26 protein-coding genes are annotated in these 18,576 nt (G+C 41.7%); 3 read left to right on the forward strand and 23 right to left on the reverse strand.

From position 1 onward, the window contains the following. Window positions 1-6 precede the first annotated feature (6 nt). The 9 genes from gcvT to comGA form a co-directional block, all read right to left on the reverse strand. A complete protein-coding gene (gene gcvT, locus ERX55_RS01080) occupies window positions 7-1,089 on the reverse strand; it encodes a glycine cleavage system aminomethyltransferase GcvT (protein ID WP_133450733.1) in 1,083 nt (360 codons plus the stop codon). Window positions 1,090-1,161: 72 nt separating this feature from the next. Next, window positions 1,162-1,659: a shikimate kinase gene (locus ERX55_RS01085; protein ID WP_133450734.1), complete on the reverse strand. Its 498-nt coding sequence runs from the start codon at window positions 1,657-1,659 to the stop codon at window positions 1,162-1,164. Beyond that, window positions 1,660-1,836 (reverse strand): hypothetical protein, encoded by a 177-nt coding sequence (locus ERX55_RS11370; protein WP_165983670.1) that lies wholly within the window; start codon window positions 1,834-1,836, stop codon window positions 1,660-1,662. Further along, window positions 1,814-2,272, reverse strand: a complete 459-nt coding sequence (locus ERX55_RS01090) for a competence type IV pilus minor pilin ComGF (protein WP_133450735.1) — start codon at window positions 2,270-2,272, stop codon at window positions 1,814-1,816. The genes ERX55_RS11370 and ERX55_RS01090 overlap by 23 nt, the downstream gene beginning before the upstream one ends. Continuing rightward, window positions 2,220-2,453, reverse strand: coding sequence for a type II secretion system protein (locus ERX55_RS01095; protein ID WP_133450736.1), 234 nt, complete (start codon window positions 2,451-2,453; stop codon window positions 2,220-2,222). The genes ERX55_RS01090 and ERX55_RS01095 overlap by 53 nt, the downstream gene beginning before the upstream one ends. Continuing rightward, the gene (locus ERX55_RS01100) at window positions 2,440-2,865 is read right to left on the reverse strand and encodes a hypothetical protein (protein ID WP_165983671.1); all 426 of its coding nucleotides are present in this window, start codon (window positions 2,863-2,865) and stop codon (window positions 2,440-2,442) included. The genes ERX55_RS01095 and ERX55_RS01100 overlap by 14 nt, the downstream gene beginning before the upstream one ends. Then, entirely contained in the window at window positions 2,852-3,166 is a 315-nt protein-coding gene (gene comGC / locus ERX55_RS01105) for a competence type IV pilus major pilin ComGC (protein ID WP_424960674.1), read from the reverse strand. The genes ERX55_RS01100 and comGC overlap by 14 nt, the downstream gene beginning before the upstream one ends. Before the next feature lie 43 nt (window positions 3,167-3,209). Continuing rightward, on the reverse strand, window positions 3,210-4,244 hold the full coding sequence (gene comGB / locus ERX55_RS01110) for a competence type IV pilus assembly protein ComGB (RefSeq protein WP_133450739.1): 1,035 nt from the start codon (window positions 4,242-4,244) through the stop codon (window positions 3,210-3,212). After that, window positions 4,213-5,205 carry a competence type IV pilus ATPase ComGA gene (gene comGA, locus ERX55_RS01115; protein WP_133450740.1) on the reverse strand — a complete coding sequence of 331 codons (993 nt, stop codon included), beginning with the start codon at window positions 5,203-5,205 and terminating at the stop codon, window positions 4,213-4,215. The genes comGB and comGA overlap by 32 nt, the downstream gene beginning before the upstream one ends. A 200-nt stretch (window positions 5,206-5,405) precedes the next feature. Between comGA and ERX55_RS01120 the strand changes: the two genes are divergently transcribed. Continuing rightward, window positions 5,406-5,654, forward strand: a complete 249-nt coding sequence (locus tag ERX55_RS01120; protein WP_133432009.1) for a DUF2626 domain-containing protein — start codon at window positions 5,406-5,408, stop codon at window positions 5,652-5,654. Window positions 5,655-5,687: 33 nt separating this feature from the next. On the opposite strand, the gene ERX55_RS01125 is transcribed toward ERX55_RS01120, so the two are convergent. Next, window positions 5,688-6,305, reverse strand: coding sequence for an MBL fold metallo-hydrolase (locus tag ERX55_RS01125; protein ID WP_133450741.1), 618 nt, complete (start codon window positions 6,303-6,305; stop codon window positions 5,688-5,690). A 93-nt stretch (window positions 6,306-6,398) separates the two neighbouring features. On the opposite strand from ERX55_RS01125, the gene ERX55_RS01130 reads away from it, so the two are divergent. Next, window positions 6,399-6,638: a DUF2759 domain-containing protein gene (locus ERX55_RS01130; RefSeq protein ID WP_133450742.1), complete on the forward strand. Its 240-nt coding sequence runs from the start codon at window positions 6,399-6,401 to the stop codon at window positions 6,636-6,638. A gap of 26 nt (window positions 6,639-6,664) precedes the next feature. On the opposite strand, the gene ERX55_RS01135 is transcribed toward ERX55_RS01130, so the two are convergent. The 13 genes from ERX55_RS01135 to ERX55_RS01195 all read right to left on the reverse strand — a co-directional run bounded on the left by ERX55_RS01135 (window position 6,665) and on the right by ERX55_RS01195 (window position 17,688). Next, window positions 6,665-6,976 (reverse strand): MTH1187 family thiamine-binding protein, encoded by a 312-nt coding sequence (locus ERX55_RS01135; protein WP_133450743.1) that lies wholly within the window; start codon window positions 6,974-6,976, stop codon window positions 6,665-6,667. Between the two features lie 10 nt (window positions 6,977-6,986). Next, window positions 6,987-7,946 (reverse strand): ROK family glucokinase, encoded by a 960-nt coding sequence (locus ERX55_RS01140; protein ID WP_133450744.1) that lies wholly within the window; start codon window positions 7,944-7,946, stop codon window positions 6,987-6,989. After that, the gene (locus ERX55_RS01145) at window positions 7,943-8,134 is read right to left on the reverse strand and encodes a YqgQ family protein (protein ID WP_133432014.1); all 192 of its coding nucleotides are present in this window, start codon (window positions 8,132-8,134) and stop codon (window positions 7,943-7,945) included. Before ERX55_RS01145 ends, ERX55_RS01140 begins: the two co-directional genes overlap by 4 nt. Before the next feature lie 2 nt (window positions 8,135-8,136). Continuing rightward, a complete protein-coding gene (locus ERX55_RS01150; RefSeq protein WP_133450745.1) occupies window positions 8,137-9,537 on the reverse strand; it encodes a rhomboid family intramembrane serine protease in 1,401 nt (466 codons plus the stop codon). Continuing rightward, complete coding sequence (locus tag ERX55_RS01155) at window positions 9,534-10,094, reverse strand: 5-formyltetrahydrofolate cyclo-ligase (RefSeq protein WP_133450746.1); 561 nt, start codon at window positions 10,092-10,094, stop codon at window positions 9,534-9,536. The genes ERX55_RS01150 and ERX55_RS01155 overlap by 4 nt, the downstream gene beginning before the upstream one ends. A 71-nt stretch (window positions 10,095-10,165) precedes the next feature. Next, window positions 10,166-10,315, reverse strand: a complete 150-nt coding sequence (rpmG, locus tag ERX55_RS01160; RefSeq protein WP_133428994.1) for a 50S ribosomal protein L33 — start codon at window positions 10,313-10,315, stop codon at window positions 10,166-10,168. A gap of 71 nt (window positions 10,316-10,386) precedes the next feature. Further along, complete coding sequence (gene phoU / locus ERX55_RS01165) at window positions 10,387-11,028, reverse strand: phosphate signaling complex protein PhoU (RefSeq protein WP_243721420.1); 642 nt, start codon at window positions 11,026-11,028, stop codon at window positions 10,387-10,389. Between the two features lies 1 nt (window position 11,029). Next, on the reverse strand, window positions 11,030-11,887 hold the full coding sequence (gene pstB / locus ERX55_RS01170) for a phosphate ABC transporter ATP-binding protein PstB (RefSeq protein WP_243721421.1): 858 nt from the start codon (window positions 11,885-11,887) through the stop codon (window positions 11,030-11,032). Window positions 11,888-11,908: 21 nt separating this feature from the next. After that, window positions 11,909-12,802 (reverse strand): phosphate ABC transporter permease PstA, encoded by an 894-nt coding sequence (gene pstA / locus ERX55_RS01175; RefSeq protein WP_133450748.1) that lies wholly within the window; start codon window positions 12,800-12,802, stop codon window positions 11,909-11,911. Between the two features lies 1 nt (window position 12,803). Then, a complete protein-coding gene (gene pstC / locus ERX55_RS01180) occupies window positions 12,804-13,733 on the reverse strand; it encodes a phosphate ABC transporter permease subunit PstC (RefSeq protein ID WP_133450749.1) in 930 nt (309 codons plus the stop codon). A 66-nt stretch (window positions 13,734-13,799) separates the two neighbouring features. Beyond that, window positions 13,800-14,786 (reverse strand): phosphate ABC transporter substrate-binding protein PstS family protein, encoded by a 987-nt coding sequence (locus tag ERX55_RS01185; protein WP_133450750.1) that lies wholly within the window; start codon window positions 14,784-14,786, stop codon window positions 13,800-13,802. Window positions 14,787-14,949: 163 nt separating this feature from the next. Beyond that, window positions 14,950-16,989, reverse strand: coding sequence for a peptidoglycan D,D-transpeptidase FtsI family protein (locus ERX55_RS01190; RefSeq protein WP_133450751.1), 2,040 nt, complete (start codon window positions 16,987-16,989; stop codon window positions 14,950-14,952). Between the two features lie 96 nt (window positions 16,990-17,085). Beyond that, window positions 17,086-17,688: a superoxide dismutase gene (locus ERX55_RS01195; RefSeq protein ID WP_133450752.1), complete on the reverse strand. Its 603-nt coding sequence runs from the start codon at window positions 17,686-17,688 to the stop codon at window positions 17,086-17,088. A gap of 134 nt (window positions 17,689-17,822) precedes the next feature. Here ERX55_RS01195 and ERX55_RS01200 point away from each other — a divergent pair, with 134 nt between their 5' ends. Beyond that, the gene (locus ERX55_RS01200; RefSeq protein WP_165983672.1) at window positions 17,823-18,563 is read left to right on the forward strand and encodes a DUF1189 family protein; all 741 of its coding nucleotides are present in this window, start codon (window positions 17,823-17,825) and stop codon (window positions 18,561-18,563) included. The last annotated feature ends 13 nt before the right edge of the window (window positions 18,564-18,576 follow it).

Raw genomic sequence — 18,576 nt, forward strand, 5'->3', positions numbered from 1 at the left:
CTCTCCTTAGTTTTTATGGAATGGTGTTTTAACGACTTTAGCAGGTACTCTATTTTTTCTGACTTGAACATAAACTTCGTTACCGATTTCAGTTTCCTTGATATCGATTAACGCGAGTGCAATTGAACGGCCAGATGAAGGTGATTGTGTACCGCTCGTCACATAGCCGATTTTCTCATCATTTTTGTTGAAGACTTCATAGTCTGTACGTGCAATACCACGTTCTAATAATTCAAGACCTGCAGAACGACGTGCTGGACCCTCTTCTTTTTGTTTAGCGATGATGTCGCGGCCGATGAAGTCTCCTTTTTGTAACTTAACACTGAAGCCCATTTTTGCTTCAATCGGAGAAATGTCTGGCGTTATATCCTGGCCGTGTAACGGCAGCGCAGCTTCCAGGCGTAATGTGTCACGAGCGCCTAAACCGCAAGGCACTACTCCCGCTTCAAGCAATCCATTCCAGATATCTACTGTGTCTTGTGCATAACAATAGATTTCATAACCATGCTCACCCGTATAGCCAGATTGTGAAAGAATGATTGTTTTGCCGAATAACTCAACGTCCTGGATAAAACCAAACATTTTAAGTTCACTGATGTCTACAGCAACCAATTTTTCCATTAATTCTTTAGCTTTAGGACCTTGTACAGCGATTTGCCCATATTCACTGGAGACGTTTTTAACTTCTACGCCGTCAATTTTGTGGTCTGTTAACCATTTATAGTCTATGTCTGTGTTACCTGCATTCACTACTAATAAATATTTATTATCTTCTAATTGATAAACAACAAGATCGTCAACGACGCCGCCTTGTTCATTTGTCATCATTGCATAAATAGCTTGAGACTGAGTCACTTTTGAAATGTCGTTTGTGAGTACATATTGCAGGTAATCTAATGCTTTTTCACCTTCTACAATAATCTCACCCATATGGCTGACATCAAACATGCCGACATTTTCACGAACAGCTATGTGTTCTTCTTTAATACTGGAGAATTGAACAGGTAGTGCCCAGCCAGAAAAATCAATTACTTTAGCACCATCTTCAATATATTTGTCATACAAAGGGGTTTTCTTAAGTTCTGTCATTGTTTCTCCTCCACTAAATGAAATGATCTTATTATCAATAATAAGACATACAATTAAATTGTAGTAAAGCGGCTATAATGAGGTAAGTATTTTCATTATTTCTCTCACACAATCATCGACACTTTGACTAGAATCTACTTGCATGAATGCGATTTCATTATATCGTGAAACTCTGCTGTTGTACAACTTTTTAATTTGTAAAAATGTCTGTCCGCTGGCATTGGGCCGGCTTTCATCTCCCATTATCCTTGAATACAATTCATCAATATCTGTGTCCAGCCAGATATTCAACTGATTTTCCTTCAGCATATGTATATTGTCACGCACTTCGACGATCCCGCCCCCTGTCGCCAGTACGATATCCTGACTCAGACATGCTTTTAATGCATGGGATTCAAGCTGTCTGAACTTCTCTTCGCCTTCTGATTCAAATATCTCAGTGATGGTCCGGCCATTTTTTTCAACGATATAACTGTCAAGATCGATAAAGGGCCTGCCTAAAACTTGAGCAAGCCTTCTGCCTATCGTCGTTTTACCTGCTCCCATGAAACCTACTAATACAATCGTCATTTATTCACTCCTGATTTCCGATATGATTTCCTGATAATAATAATCTTTCAGGTTATCCAGTGTATTTAATTTTACCGTATACCTGACGCTATAGGAACCTACATAAAATAAAACGACAGCGAGCAGAAGAAGTGCGAACGGAAACATCAGGCCGTCATTGGATTTGAAAGATTTCATGGTTCACTCTCCATCTGTCCTGATAAGTCATCTCCAGGTAGATAGAACTATCCTGCTGATAAAAGCGAGCTGACTTGATGCGTTCCATCAAAATGACATAACCTGATTGGTCAGCTTTGCGAATGATTCGTGATCTATCTACAGCGTAGCTATATGTTCTATTTGTGCCTTTTTCATGGGCAATCAATTCTTTATTGACCACTTCAAGACGCATATCTTTCGTGTCAGCAATTAAGTCCCGCAGACAAAGTTCGAGATTGATATCAAAATTATCTTGGGCAGTTGCCTTGAAAACACTGATATTGGTGATAATAAGAGGGAACAGGCTCATCAGCATGATAGCGATGGCTAAATTAAGAAGCATTTCAAGCAGTGTGAAGCCTTCATCGTTTGTTGATACAGTGATATTGGGTACAGATCTCGTTATTACGCTCATAAACACCTTCCCCTCTTCTGACTTCAATGTATACTTGCCGGTATATCTGCAGCTCTGTATAGGACGCTTGATAATGCTGACTCATAGTCTGCAGCATAGGGAGCAGCATCAAGCAAATCAGTGAGACGACAGCAAGACTGAGCAGCGCATCTATCAGCAGGAATCCTTTACTGGCTTTCAATACGAACTCTTCCCCTCACGAGCTGAATGATCAGCTGAAATCTCTGATTATTGACAAAATAAGTAATTGTGGCTCCTTTATTAGCCAGTTCCCCCTTAAAAGTGACAGTCGAGCTATTGCCGCTATAAATGTAGCCATTACGAATACGGTAACGTGTATTGATGCCCAGTTGGGTTGATTTAATTAGGATATCCTTCTGCCCCGGCAGGAAAGTCAGGGTAATCGACTGGCCGGTTGAGACGGCTAATGTCTGATAGTAATTGATAACTGCCAAAAGCTCCTGATTTACTTCATCTATATCTGCTTTCTTCGCATCAAACAGATGATAGCTCATCATGTGAATCATGATGAGCATGATTAACATGACGAGCAACATCTCAATATAACTGAATGCCTGATTACGAGGATGCAACCGCTTCACCGTTTACAATGTTAATCGCCTTGCCATTCTTACATTGCGTCTGGTTTTCCTTCAGGAAATCAGGCACCAGATCCTGAACGCTCGTAGGTGTTTTTCCGGTCTGCAGTTTATACGCTTCCATCTGTCCTTGCACCATTTTAACCTGAGCTGTACAGCCAGTGGACTGGACATTATCAGATTGTTTAGCGATGTTCGGGATAATGACGATGATGAGAACTGAAATGACTAATAGAACTAACAGCATCTCTATAAGTGTGAAACCTTCATCCGTACGAAAACTCCGTTTGATCATTTCCTTAACTTTCAGTGCTACACTTTTCATTTTCTTCCTCCTGTTATTGGATGCCGCTCATCATTTGCAGCATCGGTAAAATGATGACCAAGTACAAGGTGACGATAAGAAGGGCGAGTAAGAGAAAGACAACAGGCTGTATCCACTTGATATATTGCATAATCTGACTTTCAAATTTTTTAAAGATATAGCCTGCATAGTATTTGAGCTCAATTTCCAGTTTGGAATTCTGCTCACCATGCTGGATGAAGTGAATAAGGGACGGTTCAAGCAAGTTGAGTCGACTGACTGCATCAGGCAGTGAGTAGCCGCTTAATAATGAGTCATCAATCTCTTCACCGATATATTTCAGAAGCAAGTCTTTATCCTGTCCTTTAAAAATCTCTATAATCTTCAACATGGCGATTCCATTCGATAAGAAGAAAGCAAGTTCACTACTGACCCGGTATGTCAGTAATTTTCGATGCAGACTATTAATGACAGGGACTCTTTTTAAGAGCCATAATTTTCGTGCAATCTCTGCTTTCTTGAAGACAACGAAGTAGCCTGCCACTAATAAGAAAGAGAATGCTAACAGAACAATCAGTAATTTAGGCAATACAAATAGGATGGTGGTCATAAACAAGAGTTCCGGAGAAATAGCGATACCCATTGAATCGTACATATTCTTGAACTGCGGCAGCACAGTCTGATTGACGACCATGATAAGACCAAAGAAAATGGAGATGAGTATCAGGGGATACTGAATAGTCTTTAAAAACTGCTGCCTGCTTGTCTTCTGAGACTGATTATACTGATAACATTCCAGAAGCGATTGGTTGATGTTACCATACTGCTCCGCAAAATAAACCTGCAGCGTGATATGGTTCTTATAGTTCAGAGTAGAAAGGACATCACTGAGCGGCCGGCCGGCCTCCAGAAGCAGCAGGCTCTCTTCTTTAACTTCCTGCTTGATACCATCGTACTGACTGAATAAAAACTGCACTGCCGCATATAAAGTGAACCCATTGTCCAGTAATTCAGCTGTGCGCAGCAAAAAATCATCCTCATACTGTTTTAAGCGATTTGTGGACCACACGATGCTTCTCCAGTTCTGCTAAAGTGATCTGCTGTGAATGATAGAGTGTTTCCAGCTGTTCAGCGATAGGACTGAAATGAGTCACAGCTTTTTCCGACAGGTAATCTTCCACCTGCTGCTGGTTGAGCATTTCCAGCAGGAGTTCCCTGCCGCTGTGCATTTTGATCAGCCGTTGATTTGTGATAAGCTGGACTGCCTGCTTGATTTCTGATGGGTTGTTACCCATTTCAAGCAGACGCTCAACAGCACCTGTACAATTATTGGCATGCAGTGTTGACAGCACCAGGTGACCGCTCAGCGCCGCATTGATGACCTGTTTTGCAGTTTCCTCATCTCTGATTTCACCAATCATGATAATATCAGGATCACAGCGGAGTATGGCTTTAAATGAGCTGCGATAAGTAATACCCGCTTTTTCATTGACATTGACCTGTATAGTCTCATGCAGTGTCTGTTCAACCGGATCTTCAATCGTGATGATTTGTTTCTGCAGTTTATCACGTGCATAGGCAAGAAGATGATACATTAAAGTGCTCTTGCCGCTCCCGGTCGGACCTGTGATCAGTATAAGTCCATGCGAAAGCTTCATCATCTGAAACAGCAGTTCATTATCCAGCATAGGTCTTGCGGAGAACTCTGCCTTCAACAGTCGAAGTACAGTTGCTTCACTCCCTACCGACTGGGGTAGCGTCGATATCCGGATATGATAAAGTGTATCTTCATGCGTCACCTGCAGCATACCGCTCTGAGATGACTTTCTCTCACTGACATTCAGCTGAGAGACAAACTTCAAGTATGCCAATATCTTTTCGTATGTCGCGAGATCTAGCGTTGAAATGCTTTCCATCACGCCTTCAATCCGCATCTTTAAAAACACGCGTTCTGCCGATGGGACAAAGTGAATATCTGATGCTTGACTTTTGATACCTGCTGAAATAATTTCGTCTACTTTTTCCTTCATAAATCCCTCCTTACTTAATAATCGAATGAGTTGCCCCATTCTTTTCTTAATGAATAAAATATAGGCTGAATAAATTTTTTCACCCTTGATTAACGTCTTATTTACCTATATTTTGAAGTGAAAATTAGGTTTACATCTAAAGTGACAATCTTTATAATAATAAGTGACATGAACTGATTGATCAGAGAGGGGAGCACAAAATGGATAAAGTTTATAAAACTTTAGGATTCTGGACAGCTATCTTTGCGGTAATGTTCTACGTAGGCGGCATGGATATCGTTGCCTTTATTTTTGTAGCACAGACTGGCTTCTTCATTCTTCTTGGCTACTTAAACCTTACTGAAAGAATGTATATGTATATCTTTGCAGCTTACTTAGTCATCTGTTTCGTAGGATTCACTTATTATTCTACATTCCTACTGGAACCAGGTTTCGGTATGCATAAATAAAAAAGATCCTCAAGCTAACTTGAGGATCTTTTTTTATAGAAATGGATTATGGGCACTTTCGTATGCAAGAGTAGTCTTCGGACCGTGCCCCGGGTAAATCACTGTCTCTTCAGGCAATGTCATGAGTGCATCAATACTAGTCATCAGCGTCTGAAGATTGCCTTCTTTAAGGTCCGTTCTGCCGATACCTTCTTTAAACAGCGTATCTCCGACCACTGCAAAATCCTCGAAGATAAAGGTCAGACTGCCCGGAGAATGCCCGGGCGTGTGCATAATATCAAATTCGAAAGAACCCAGTGTCTTATGCCCGGGATGCAAAATCTCAGGCTTCGTCCTCACAACCACTTCCTCAAGACCATATGACTTGAATTTCTCGGAACCATTTGCTTCCGGATCTGACAGCCAGTATTTTTCCTCGTCTGCTACATAAACCTTAACGTCAAGAGCCGCGGCCAGCTCATCCACTGCACCGATATGATCAAAATGGGTATGTGTCAGCAGGATGGCCTCTACTTTTTTATTGAGTTGATTGATCAATGTGCTGATTTTCTCGAATTCAGCGCCGGGATCCACTATCAGCAGCGAGGTGTCACGCTCGATGATATAGCAGTTCGTCTGAATAGGTCCCAGGCTTAAAACATGTACTTTCATATCTTCCACTCCTTAAAATTACACTCGACAAAAGCTATCATTAATTATACAATAATTAGTGATAATAAATGAAATAATGTTGGGGGTTGTACTATGCCATTTATCGATTCAGGCAAACTGGGCAAACTTTTTGGTATCGATATTCATATCGGTGTTAATATTTTCGCTATTCTGATGTTCTTGGTTTTCTTATTGGCGCTCAAAGGACTTATGCATTCCTTTAAAACAAAAAACTTATTAGGTATCATCTTCGGCTTACTCGCCGCTGCATCTTTCGGTTTCTTCTCAATCGCGACTATGCTGACGTATGGTTATCCTATTTTACACCACTAAAAAAAGACGATTTTCATCGTCTTTTTTTATTTGATATGTTTATTGACAGAATCCAGCTTGTCAGCCATTTTGCGTGAGATATCTCTTCTGTCATCTATACGGATATTAGTGCAGACCCGTTTCACCCCTTTATTAAAAGGCGCTTCATGGATCTCACCAATGACTTCGAGCAGAACAGATAGCTCCCCTTCGATCAGTGTACTCATCGGCGTTAACTGATAATCGATCAGGCCTGCTTCTTTTTTCTCCTTTAAAATCATCTGTATGTCTGCAATATACTGACTTACGCTCACCGACTTCTCATCCAGTGGTATGACGACGACATCGACTATTGCCATATTCAATCCCTCATTTCACATATTGTTTAATCAGACCGGCTGCTCCGATAATGCCGGCATCATTGCCCAGTTCAGCTGTCACGATCTTCGTACCCTCTAAAGCCGGCTTAAACGTCATTTTTTCATAGGCGGACTCAATCGGCTGAATCAGAAACTGTCCTGCTTTCGAGACGCCGCCACCGATAATCACATATTTCGGGTTGGTCATGACGCTGATGACGCTGATAGCATAGGCCAGATGGTTCGCTACTTTGCGGATGATATAGGTGGCAAACTCATCGCCTTTTTTCGCTGCATCAAAGACCATCTTCGCCTGCACCTGTCTATTTTCAATCGCTTCCTGCAGCACCGTCTTAAACTGCAGCTCTTCATAGTAATAATAGGTCTGATTCACGACTCCTGTGGCACTGGCGACAGTCTCAAGACATCCTCTTCGCCCGCAGTTACACTGAAAGCGTTCCTTCGTGTCCACTTTGAAATGACCGATCTCACCGCCTGAGCCGTTATGACCATGGACAATTTCATTATTGGCGATGATGCCTCCTCCAACACCTGTCCCCAGTGTGATACAGACCACATCCGGTTCATTCTGACCTGCTCCTTTGAACTTCTCGCCTAGTGTGGCTGCATTCGCGTCATTATCGATATAGACGGGCTTGCCGGTCATCTTTTCAAATTCATCACGGACATGCTTGATGCCGTGCCAGTTCAGATTGATGGCACCGTTCACTGTCCCCTTGTCAAAGTCTACAGGTCCCGGTACGCCTAAACCAATACCTTTAACATCCTTAAGCTGATAATCTTTCAGTCCTGCATTCTTCTTAAAGGACTCGTAGATATCATGAAGAATTCTACTGCCACCATCAGCTGTATTTGTGGGTATCTCCCATTTATGTAGAATATCAAGCGCCTCGCTTAACACCCCTAACTTACATGTTGTCCCTCCGATATCTGCCGCCAATATAATCATAGTTTCCCCATCTTTCTCTGATTTAATATAAGCCGTGCCTGTATAAACTCTTCGTTTGATATCAATCCACTCTGATGGATATCCTTCAGCTCCTGATTCATCATCTCAATGGTATTATGTTCATCTTTAAAATAGATGATCAGTCCAAATTTCTTCAGCAACTGCTGTACATCATAAAATGATTTCATCTCTACTCACCAAATACTTTCAACTCATTTTTTAATGCCTGTGTGTCTTTCGAGGACATATAGCGTGCTGCTTTATCAAAGTACAGCTGCGCCTTCTTATAGTCATCATTCGCTCGCATGGCCAGTGCCATCTGATAATTAAGACTCGCCGATGCCGGATAACGTTTCAGTCCTGCCTGCCAGGTGGCGATGCCCTCTGCTAAAGACTGATTATTGGCGAGAACCAGACCATATAGACGATAGGTATCAGCATCTTCATAGCCTTTAGCAAAAATATCCTTAGCAAGTCTTTCCGCCGTCTTAAAGTCACCCTGCACCATGGCAGCCTGCACTTTATCATTATAGATGTTTTCTTCGTTGATACTAAACGTATTCATCAACAGCAAGATGATAATGAGTGCCAGTCCTACCGTCATCATGTAGAGATAGAGCTTTGCCTGCTTAAACATCAGCGCCACAAAGAATCCGCCGAACAGCCCGCCGAAATGCGCCCAGTTATTGACACGTCCGAAAAGATTGCTCATCAGCAAAAAGATGATAAGGCCTGCAGCGGTCTGTAGCAGCAGTTTTCTATCGAACTTCCGACTTAAAATCATATGAACAAATAGCGCGCCTAATAATCCGGTAATAGCTCCGCTTGCACCTGCCGATACAGACGAAGTGTCAAACGATAAGGAAAGCAGATTGCCTAACAGTCCACTGAGCAGATAGATCAGTAGAAATCTAAGTGGACCGAAGTAATACTCTGTCAGCTTACCGAAAATATAAAGAGAGAGCATGTTCAGCAATAAATGTGAGAAATCCAGATGCAGAAACATGGCGGTCAGTACACGGTAATATTCCCCGTGGACAAAATTAAAGTGACTGAGTCCCCCTTTTTCTATCAGGCTGACTGTCTCGGTACTGATAGTAATAACTGAATGGATAAGGAAAATAAGGACATTCAGCATAATCAGCGTGGCAGTGACAGGGCTGAACTTCAGCATGGCTCGTTCAATATCATGATGAGTAGTGAGACGTTTCTCATAATAACGCTCTGATTGCCGACCTTTTATACGGCTGAATATCTGATACTGTCGTGATATATCCAGATGTCTCAGGTCGCTGTATCGTGAAAGACTATGGACTTTAATAATAGAACTGTTGAATTCAGCAGGAACCGACTGGTTGATTAAATAGATCGTGATACTGACAGGATTAGAGTGCAGTCTGTCTTTGATCTGATGATGTGTTTTTTGAATCAGAAAATCCAGTGACTGCACATTCTGCTTTTCTTTGACAAATCGGATCGCTTTCCGTGATTTTTGACTGACAAGCAGCAGCTCCTCTGAATTGACGAGCTTGTAATCAGAGTAGCGAGTAATTTTATATAGGGTCTCCAGAAGCTGCTTAGAAGTAATCATCGCCGGACTCCTGTAATGATACGTTTCTCGGTGATTATTTTATGGACAGGCTGGTCAAAATCATCAACCGGAATCTTCATAAGCTGTGCATCTAAAATAACGCTGGCTGTCTGACCTTTAAAAGAGGAAAGAAAGCGGTCATAATATCCGCCGCCGTAACCTACACGATAGCCTTCTCTATTAAAGGCAAGTCCAGGTACGAGGAGTAAATCTATTTCATTATTCACTTCAGTCGGATGCTTCACTGCCAGAATACCTTTTTCATCTTTATAAAGGTCAGAAGGAGAATGGAATCTCACGAAATCCATTGTTTTATTCTTATAATCACAGTTAGGCACATATACTTTTTTGTTTTCTATCAGCGCAAACCTGATTATATTTTCTGTACTGACCTCATGATCCATACTTAACGTCACGCCGATTGAATCAGCTTGCTGCCATTCCGTCGACTGAAATAATGACTTGAGGAGTTCTATTTCCGCTGAATATTTATCTGTTTCTTTTAAATATGAAATAACGTTTCTACGTATATCTTTTTTAATTTCTTTATTGGTCATTATGTCACCTCATCTATAATTATACATGAAATATTCAGCTAATAAAAAAACAGACACACAAGTGTCTGTTCTTATTTTGTTTCTCTGTGTAAAGTTTTTTTGTTATCACGTGAACAGAATTTGTTCATTTCGATACGCTCTGGGTTATTTCGTTTATTTTTCTTAGTGATGTAGTTTCTTTCACCACATTCTGTACATGCTAAAGTTACATTAACGCGCATTTTATTCCCTCCTTACTCTTTGTTACATACGACCTTTTTATAATAACACCTATTGATTCAATTTTCCAGTGTTATTTTTCGTATTGATCGAATTGTTCACCAGTAATGAAGTAATAAACATTTTCAGCAATATTGGTGATATGGTCACCGATACGTTCAAGATGGCGGCCTGCTAATTGCGCTTGACCCGCGACGAATGGGTCATTGTCTATTAAATAGGTTGTATTGACAATCTCTTTATAAAGGTCATTGATATCTGCATCGCGCTCAATGATTTCCTTCGTCAAACTGACATCCTTATTCTTATAAGCATTCTCAAGGTCGACCAGCATCAGCATGCTGAGTTTTCCCATTGTTTTGAGACGCGCCAGAATATATTCATCCTCAAATTTAACGCGGGTTCTGATTTTAGCGATACTACTTGCATTATCGGCAATACGTTCTAATTCAGAAGCAATTTTAACGCTTGCCATAATAACCCTTAAGTCAGTCGCAATAGGCTGCTGCTTTGTGATCAGACTGACGACCTGGTCATTGATATCGTGTTCAATTGCATTGATTTCCTGGTCATGTGCGATGATTGTTCTAGCTGCCGCAAGATCATCATTACCCAATACTTCCATAGCCTTCTTGATTGAATAATAAGCTTCCTCAGCAAGCGTATGAACCGTTTCTTTTAAATGCTCTAAAGCTTCTTCGTATATCTCACGCATATCAACCGAATCTCCCTGAAATATAGCGTTCTGTCTGTTCATCAGCAGGATTAGAGAATATTTTGTCCGTCGTATCAAACTCATTGACATAACCATTGAGGAAGAAGGCAGTTTTGTCAGAGATACGAGCTGCTTGCTGCATGTTATGGGTCACAATGATGATTGAATACTGATCCTTGATTTCCTGTACCAGTTCTTCTACTTTCAGCGTTGAGATCGGATCCAGCGCTGAAGTCGGTTCATCCATCAGGATGACGTCCGGCTCTATCGCTAAACAGCGTGCGATACAGATACGTTGCTGCTGTCCGCCTGATAAGCCGTATGCATTTTGATTCAAACGGTCTTTTGTCTCATCCCAGATCGCTGCGCCCCGCAATGATTTTTCTACGATTTCATCCAGAATTTTCTTATCTGTGATACCGTGAATTCTTGGGCCGTAAGTGATGTTATCATAGATTGATTTCGGGAATGGGTTAGGTTTCTGGAAGACCATACCTACACGTGTTCTTAATTTTTCAACTTTGTAGTTTTTGTCGAAAATATTGTCGCCACGATAAAGTATCTCACCGGAAGTCTTAACGCTAGGAATCAGTTCAATCATGCGATTAAGCGTTTTAATGTATGTTGATTTCCCGCAACCAGACGGGCCGATGATAGCTGTGACTTCATTTTCCATAATATCTAAGTTGATGTTCTGAAGTGCGTGATGATCACCGTACCATAAATCCAGGTTATTTGTTTGATAAACGATGTTCTTTTGTGCCGGTTGAGCTGATGACTGATTACCAGCTGTCTCGGTTGAAGCTGATGGTGCAGTCACGACGATCTTTTCATTTGTTTTCAGTGTGTCTTGCGTCATATTAACGCTCCTCTCAAAGGATTAGTATTTTTTCTGATATTTATTACGGATATAGATAGCGATCGAGTTCATCGCGATTAAGATAATTAACAGGACAATAATCCCTGCAGATGATAAGTTCTGGAATTCTGCTTTAGGCAATTTCGCCCAAGTATAAATCTGCATCGGCAGTGCCTGAAAACGGTCCATAATACCGTCAGGTGTTTTCAGGAAGATAGTCGGGATACCGATGACTACCAGAGGTGCTGTCTCTCCCAGTGCACGGGATAATGCCAGGATTGTACCTGTCAGGATACCCGGGATAGATGCAGGAAGTACAACGTTAGTGATAGTCTGCCATTTTGTTCCTCCGAGGCCAAGACTTGCTTCACGAATCGCACCTGGTACTGCTCTGATTGCTTCCTGACTTGAGACGATAATAACTGGAAGAATCATTAACGACATTGTCAGTGCAGCTGCTAATACTGATTTGCCGAGTGACAAGCTTTCAATTCCTGCACCACGTACGAATAAGGTCAAACCAAGCAGACCAAAGACGACGGAAGGAACACCGGCAAGGTTTGAGATATTGATGCGGATGAAACGGGTAAACCAGTTATCTTTTGAATATTCCTCCATATAAATCGCTGTGCCGACTCCTAAAATAACGGAGATAGGGGCGATGGTCATCATCAGCCATAAAGTACCGATCAAGGCACCTTTAATCCCTGCTTTAGCAGGTGTTGAAGAAGAAAAGTTCTGGAAGAATGCCGGCGTTAAATACCCTGCCCCCTTACGGATGATATCAAATAATAAAATAGCCAGGACAACCAAACCGATCAATGTACATAAAAGAAAGATGAACTTGATGATTCTGTTTTTGGAAAGTCTTCCAGAGAGTTTGCTGTCTACTTTCTGCTGATCAATTAACTGCATCCTAATACTCCTCTCTGAATCGGTTCGTTACCCATTGTGAAATAAAGTTCATCACAAGAGTGAAAAGGAATAAAGTAAAACCGACTGCATAAATACTGTAGTAAATATCTGTACCGAACGTTGCGTCACCTGTTGCTACCTGCACAATGAAACCCGTCATCGTCTGAATCGAACCTGTCAAGCTCCATGATGAGTCAGGAGAACTACCCGCTGCAAGCGATACAATCATGGTCTCACCGATAGCACGTGATATAGATAAGACGATCGATGCAAGAATACCTGATAATGCCGCCGGGAAGACGACTTTAAGAGCGACTTCCAGTTTAGTTGAGCCTAAACCGAGAGCCCCTTCACGAATCGCTTGCGGAACAGCGCTCATCGCATCCTCACTTAAACTTGCAATCATCGGAATAATCATAACCCCGATGACAAGACCCGGACTGATTGAGTTGAAGCTGCCTAAGTCCGGCCAGATTGAACGCAGTATTGGGGTCACGAATGTTAATGCAAAGAAACCATAGACAATTGTAGGAATACCTGCCAAAATCTCAAGAATCGGTTTGATGATTCTTCTCGCTGTATCGCTGGCGTATTCACTTAAGTAGAGTGCAGCACCAAGTCCGACAGGCACAGCAAAAAGAGTAGCGATAAAGGTTACTTTAAGCGTCCCTAGAATCAAGGCCCAGATACCATATGTCGGATCGCTACCGAATGCATTCCAGTCTTTTTCCGTTAAGAATTCTGTTAATGGAATTCGGGAAAAGAACGTAATGGTCTCAGTAAGCAGAGTAATCAGTATACCAATTGTTGTTAACACTGAAACAGATGCAATCAGCAGCAGAATAAAAGGAATGATCTTTTCTATGAATGCTTTTGATCCCTTACCTTTGTTCTGCTCAATCATCTGTTGAACTGAAAGTTTTTCTCTCATAGTTTTTTACTCCTTAATTTTAAAAAAGGAGCGAACGAGGTTCGCCCCTAAAAAATGTTGTTTAGATTATTTGACTTCGTCTAATTTTTTAAGGTCTGCTTCGTAGTCTTTATCTTCAAGAGCTACATAACCTGAATCAGTAGATGCTTGACCTGCTTTTTCAAGCGTGAATTTCATGAATTCTTTAAAGGCTTCATTGTTTTTCAGTGATTCGTTTTTAGCGTAGATGTATAATGGACGGCTAAGTGCGTATGAACCATCTTTAACTGTTTCTTCAGTTGCTTCAACTGGTTCTTTTTCGTCTTTACCTTGGATCTTAACCGCTTTTAAGCTGTCTTTGTTTTCTTGGTAGAAGTTGTAACCGAAGAAGCCGATACCATTTTTGTTATCTTTAACTGAAGAGACGATTACGTTTGTGTCCGCATTTTTCTCAGCATTGACATCAGCTTTGTCTAATACTTCTTCACTGAAGAAGTCGTAAGTACCGTGAGATTGGTCTGGAGAGAATGCTTTGATTTCTTCAGCCGGGAAATCAGCACGAACGTCTTTCCAAGTTTTAGCTTCACCTGAGTAGATTTTTTTCAGTTCATCAAAAGTCAGGTAATCAACGAAATCGTTCTCTTTGTTAACTGCTACCGTTAAGCCGTCGTTAGCGACTTTGAACTCAGTGTAATCGATTTTTTTGTCAGCTAAGGCTTTTTTCTCTTCGTCTTTGATGTCACGAGAAGCGTTAGAAAAATCTGTTTCTCCAGCGATGAATTTCTCGAATCCGCCACCAGTACCTGAAGTACCTACAGAAACTGTTACATCTGGATATTCTGTATTAAATTCTTCATTAATCTTTTCAACGATCGGTGCTACTGTTGTAGAACCATCACCTTTTACTTCGCCTTTAAGATCTTTAGATGCTGTATCAGCTGATTCAGTTGACTCAGTTGATTTAGAATCTTTGCTGCCACTGTCCTGAGACTTTTCAGCTGCACCGCCACAAGCTCCTAAAAATAATGCAGTACCTAATACAGTAGTAGAACCTACTAATTGCCATTTTTTCATTTCTAAGTTTCCTCCCAAATGTAGACAGAAAATATTTTTTTGTTTTTTATTACAACTTAACTCTACAATAGCTTTATTAATTAAAGATGAATCTAATGTAAAGATTATGTAAATAAAAAAAGGTAACCCAGAAATCCTTCCGGGTTACCTTTACTTTTATTGTTTACTTTTTCGTCGAGAAGTAGCTGTTAATGATATCTTTACCCAGATCTCCGCCTGGTAACCATGGTGGTGGTACCGGCTGATTGGAATAAATGATCGAAAACGATATTTCGGGTTTATCCATCGGCGCATAACCAATGTAAGTAGCGTTTACCCGAGACTCTCCGTTCTGGAAGACCTCCGCTGTTCCTGTTTTACCGGCCGATTGGACGATGGTATCGTGAAAACTGTTGTAGCCTGTTCCTTCTATTTGATTGAAGACCATGTTAAATCCAGACTTGACCTGTTTGATTTCAGCGGGTGTACTGTTGATTTTATTAAGCACCTTTCCGTTGATCACTTCTTTGACAGGTCCGAGCGTCTGTGTTTTAGATGGCGTCCTGATTTCCTTGACGACATGGGGCGCAATACGGCTGCCGTCATTGGCGATCGTCGAAATGTATTGTGATAACTGAAGGGGTGTGTAGGTATCATATTGTCCGATAGCGAGATCCAGATAATTACCGGCATTATCTGTCAGCTTACCTGATTGTCCCACCACTTCATTCGGGAGGTCAATTCCTGTTTTAACGCCGAGCCCAAATTGATTCATGCCTGTTCTTAAGATCCGCCCCGCTGCTGAGATATCTTTTGGCAGTGTCATACCTTGAGAATAGTTCGTGCCGGCGATTTTCAGCGCTGTTTTAAACATGTAGACGTTTGATGAATGCATCAATGCTTCCTTATCGTTGATTGTCACCTTACCGTCCTGGTTGAAATATGAACGTTTAGTCATCCCGCCGGCAAAGGACATCGGTTCATCAACCATTTCTTCATTCAGCTTGATCGCATGCTGATGATAGCCTGTCAGTAGAGTCGCCCCTTTAACAGAAGAGCCTACTGCATACTGTGACGTGAAGGTGCCGTAGTGATAATCCGAGATTTTCCCGTTCGGCTCTATTTGGCGTCCAGCCAGGGCCAGAACATCACCATTATTCGGATCCTGGACGACGACCAGAACTTTATCCATCGTCTTAGCACCTTCAGACCGCAGAATAGCAATATGCTTATCTATCATTTTCTCGATTTTCTGCTGAAGATCGATATCGATTGAAAGTACCAGATCATTTCCTCTGGAGCCTGGATCAATGATTTCTGAGTTCGTGATCTGGCCGGACTTATCAGTCACATATCGCATTTTTTTCTTCCGGCCGCGAAGCACATCTTCATATTCATATTCCAGATAACTCTGCCCTACCCGGTCATTCCGCGCATAGCCTCGCGCCAGATAGTAATCCACATTATCTTTGGGCAGGCCTTCTTCCTTTGAAGTTACTTTACCAAATAACGTTCTCAAGGTACTGCCATATAAATATTTACGATCCCAGTCCATCGTCGTATTCACGCCCGGTAACTGCGCCAGGTTCTGTGATACGAGCGCATATTCCTTTTCAGTGACATGGTCGTTTTTGATAGTCTGCGGCGTCAACTGGCTACCGGCAGACATCTCCCGATAAATGGCTGCGACTTCAAGCTCTTTACGGGACAGTTGGACACGCGGCGCAATCTTTTGATATAACAGCTTGTCATATTGTTCCTGTGTGATCATCTCGTTCTGGAACTGTTCGGATTCTTTCTTCATCAACTTTCTCACTAGTTCCGGATGTGTCTGAATAAAATAGGTCTGCTTATCCATCTCCGTCAGTTTATCAGTCGGCATGTCGATAACCCTGGAGAGTTTCTTCGCTGTATCCAGGAGCTCACCAGTGGTGGTCATCCTACCGCGCGTATAGGTAATCGATTTTTTGGCTGTATTGTCGACCAGAAGCTTGCCGTTCCGGTCATATATCCGACCTCTCGGGACAGATTCATTGATGACGATGTTTTCGTTGCTCGCCACTGCTTTTTTATAATCCTCACTTTTGACAATCTGTAAATATCCCAGCCTGAGGATCAGCAGTGTCATCAGTGTCATTACCGCGATAAAGACCACATTCAGGCGGCGCTGCGTGATCCGCTTCTGTCTGAGCTCATTTGATTCCTTTTTCAATCTTCTCAAAATAAATCCCCGCTTCTCACTTTATCTTTTAATATTAAAACAAATAAGACGCGATTTCTATCATTAGACAAAAAAAAGAGGCCGAAGCCCCTTTAATTATTATTTTGCTGCGTTGTATAATTCGTTCACTTTATCCCAGTTGACTACATTCCAGAAAGCTTTGATGTAGTCCGGACGTTTGTTCTGGTAGTTCAAGTAGTAGGCATGTTCCCAAACATCTAAGCCCAGGATAGGTGTTTTGCCTTCTTTTAATGGGTTATCCTGGTTTGGTGTAGAAGTGATTTCCAGTTCGCCATTATTGACAACAAGCCACGCCCAGCCTGAACCGAAACGTTTAGTTGCTGCTGCCGCAAATTCTTCCTGGAATTTCTCGAAAGAACCGAACTTAGCGTTGATTGCCTCTAAAACTTCCCCTTTAGGTTCGCCGCCTTCTGCTGATAACAGTTGCCAGAATAAGGAGTGGTTATAATGTCCGCCCCCATTGTTTTGGACAGCTGTCTTAAGGTCAGCGGGTAATGAGTCGATGTTTTTGTTCAACTCTTCGATTGACTGATCAGCATATTCTGTACCTTCTACTGCTGCGTTTAAGTTTGTGACGTATGTGTTGTGATGCTTCGTATGGTGAATCTCCATTGTCTCTTTGTCGATGTGTGGTTCTAATGCATCATATGCATATGGTAATTGTGGTAATTCAAAAGCCATATTATTCATCCTCCTCTGTATTAAGTACATATTTATCATAGCAAGCTTTTATTTATGGCTCAACTACTTTGCTTCTGAAAACCAATAGCGCATTTGCACGTTATATGGTAAGTTTTCAAATGGAGGAGATGCTAATGAAATACCAGCTTGCACTTGCACGGTTATTCAAACCTAACAAATATGCCTTATATCGTACAACACCCCTCAGATATATATTCCTGCACCTGTTGATACTCAGCACGCTGCTGGCTGCGCCTGCAGCGAGTCAGTTCTTACAGTCGATGACTTCACTGTCCCAGCTCATCGCAGACAAGTCAGAAGATATTCCTGACTTCACGATCAAAAACGCGCAACTTCATCTGCCGAGTCACCAGGAAAAAGTCATTCATTTAACTTACGGCACTGTGACCTTTACGGAAAACGATGCGGGACTTGCGAGCGATCAGTTTACATTCAGCAAGCACCATATCATGATCAAAGGCATTGACCCTATATCCTATCACAATTTCAGCACGATAACAGATAGAGCTTCCATGCTGGATGCTTTGACCACTTTTTCTTCATCCATTTATTTTTATTTCGGCCTCATCGCGTTCACACTGGTGATGATTCAGTTCTTTATCATCCTCATTAAGCTCGCCTCCGTCAGCTTAGCTGCTCATATGGCTGCAGTGGCCTTCCGTAGAAAATCACGGTATATGAACTGGCTTAAAATCACTACGTTTCTTTTAACGCCTGCCGTTCTCATGCAATATACAGGGTTATTGGTACCGAATACTTTAACCTATCCGCTGTCTTGGTGTATAATAATTTTACTTACGTGTCTGGCTATTTATCACTTGCCCGTGATTAAAAAAACACGTCAAACCAATTAAAAGGAGACATCAT

This window comes from Macrococcus bovicus (assembly GCF_004359575.1).
Taxonomy (GTDB): Bacteria; Bacillota; Bacilli; order Staphylococcales; family Staphylococcaceae; genus Macrococcus; species Macrococcus bovicus.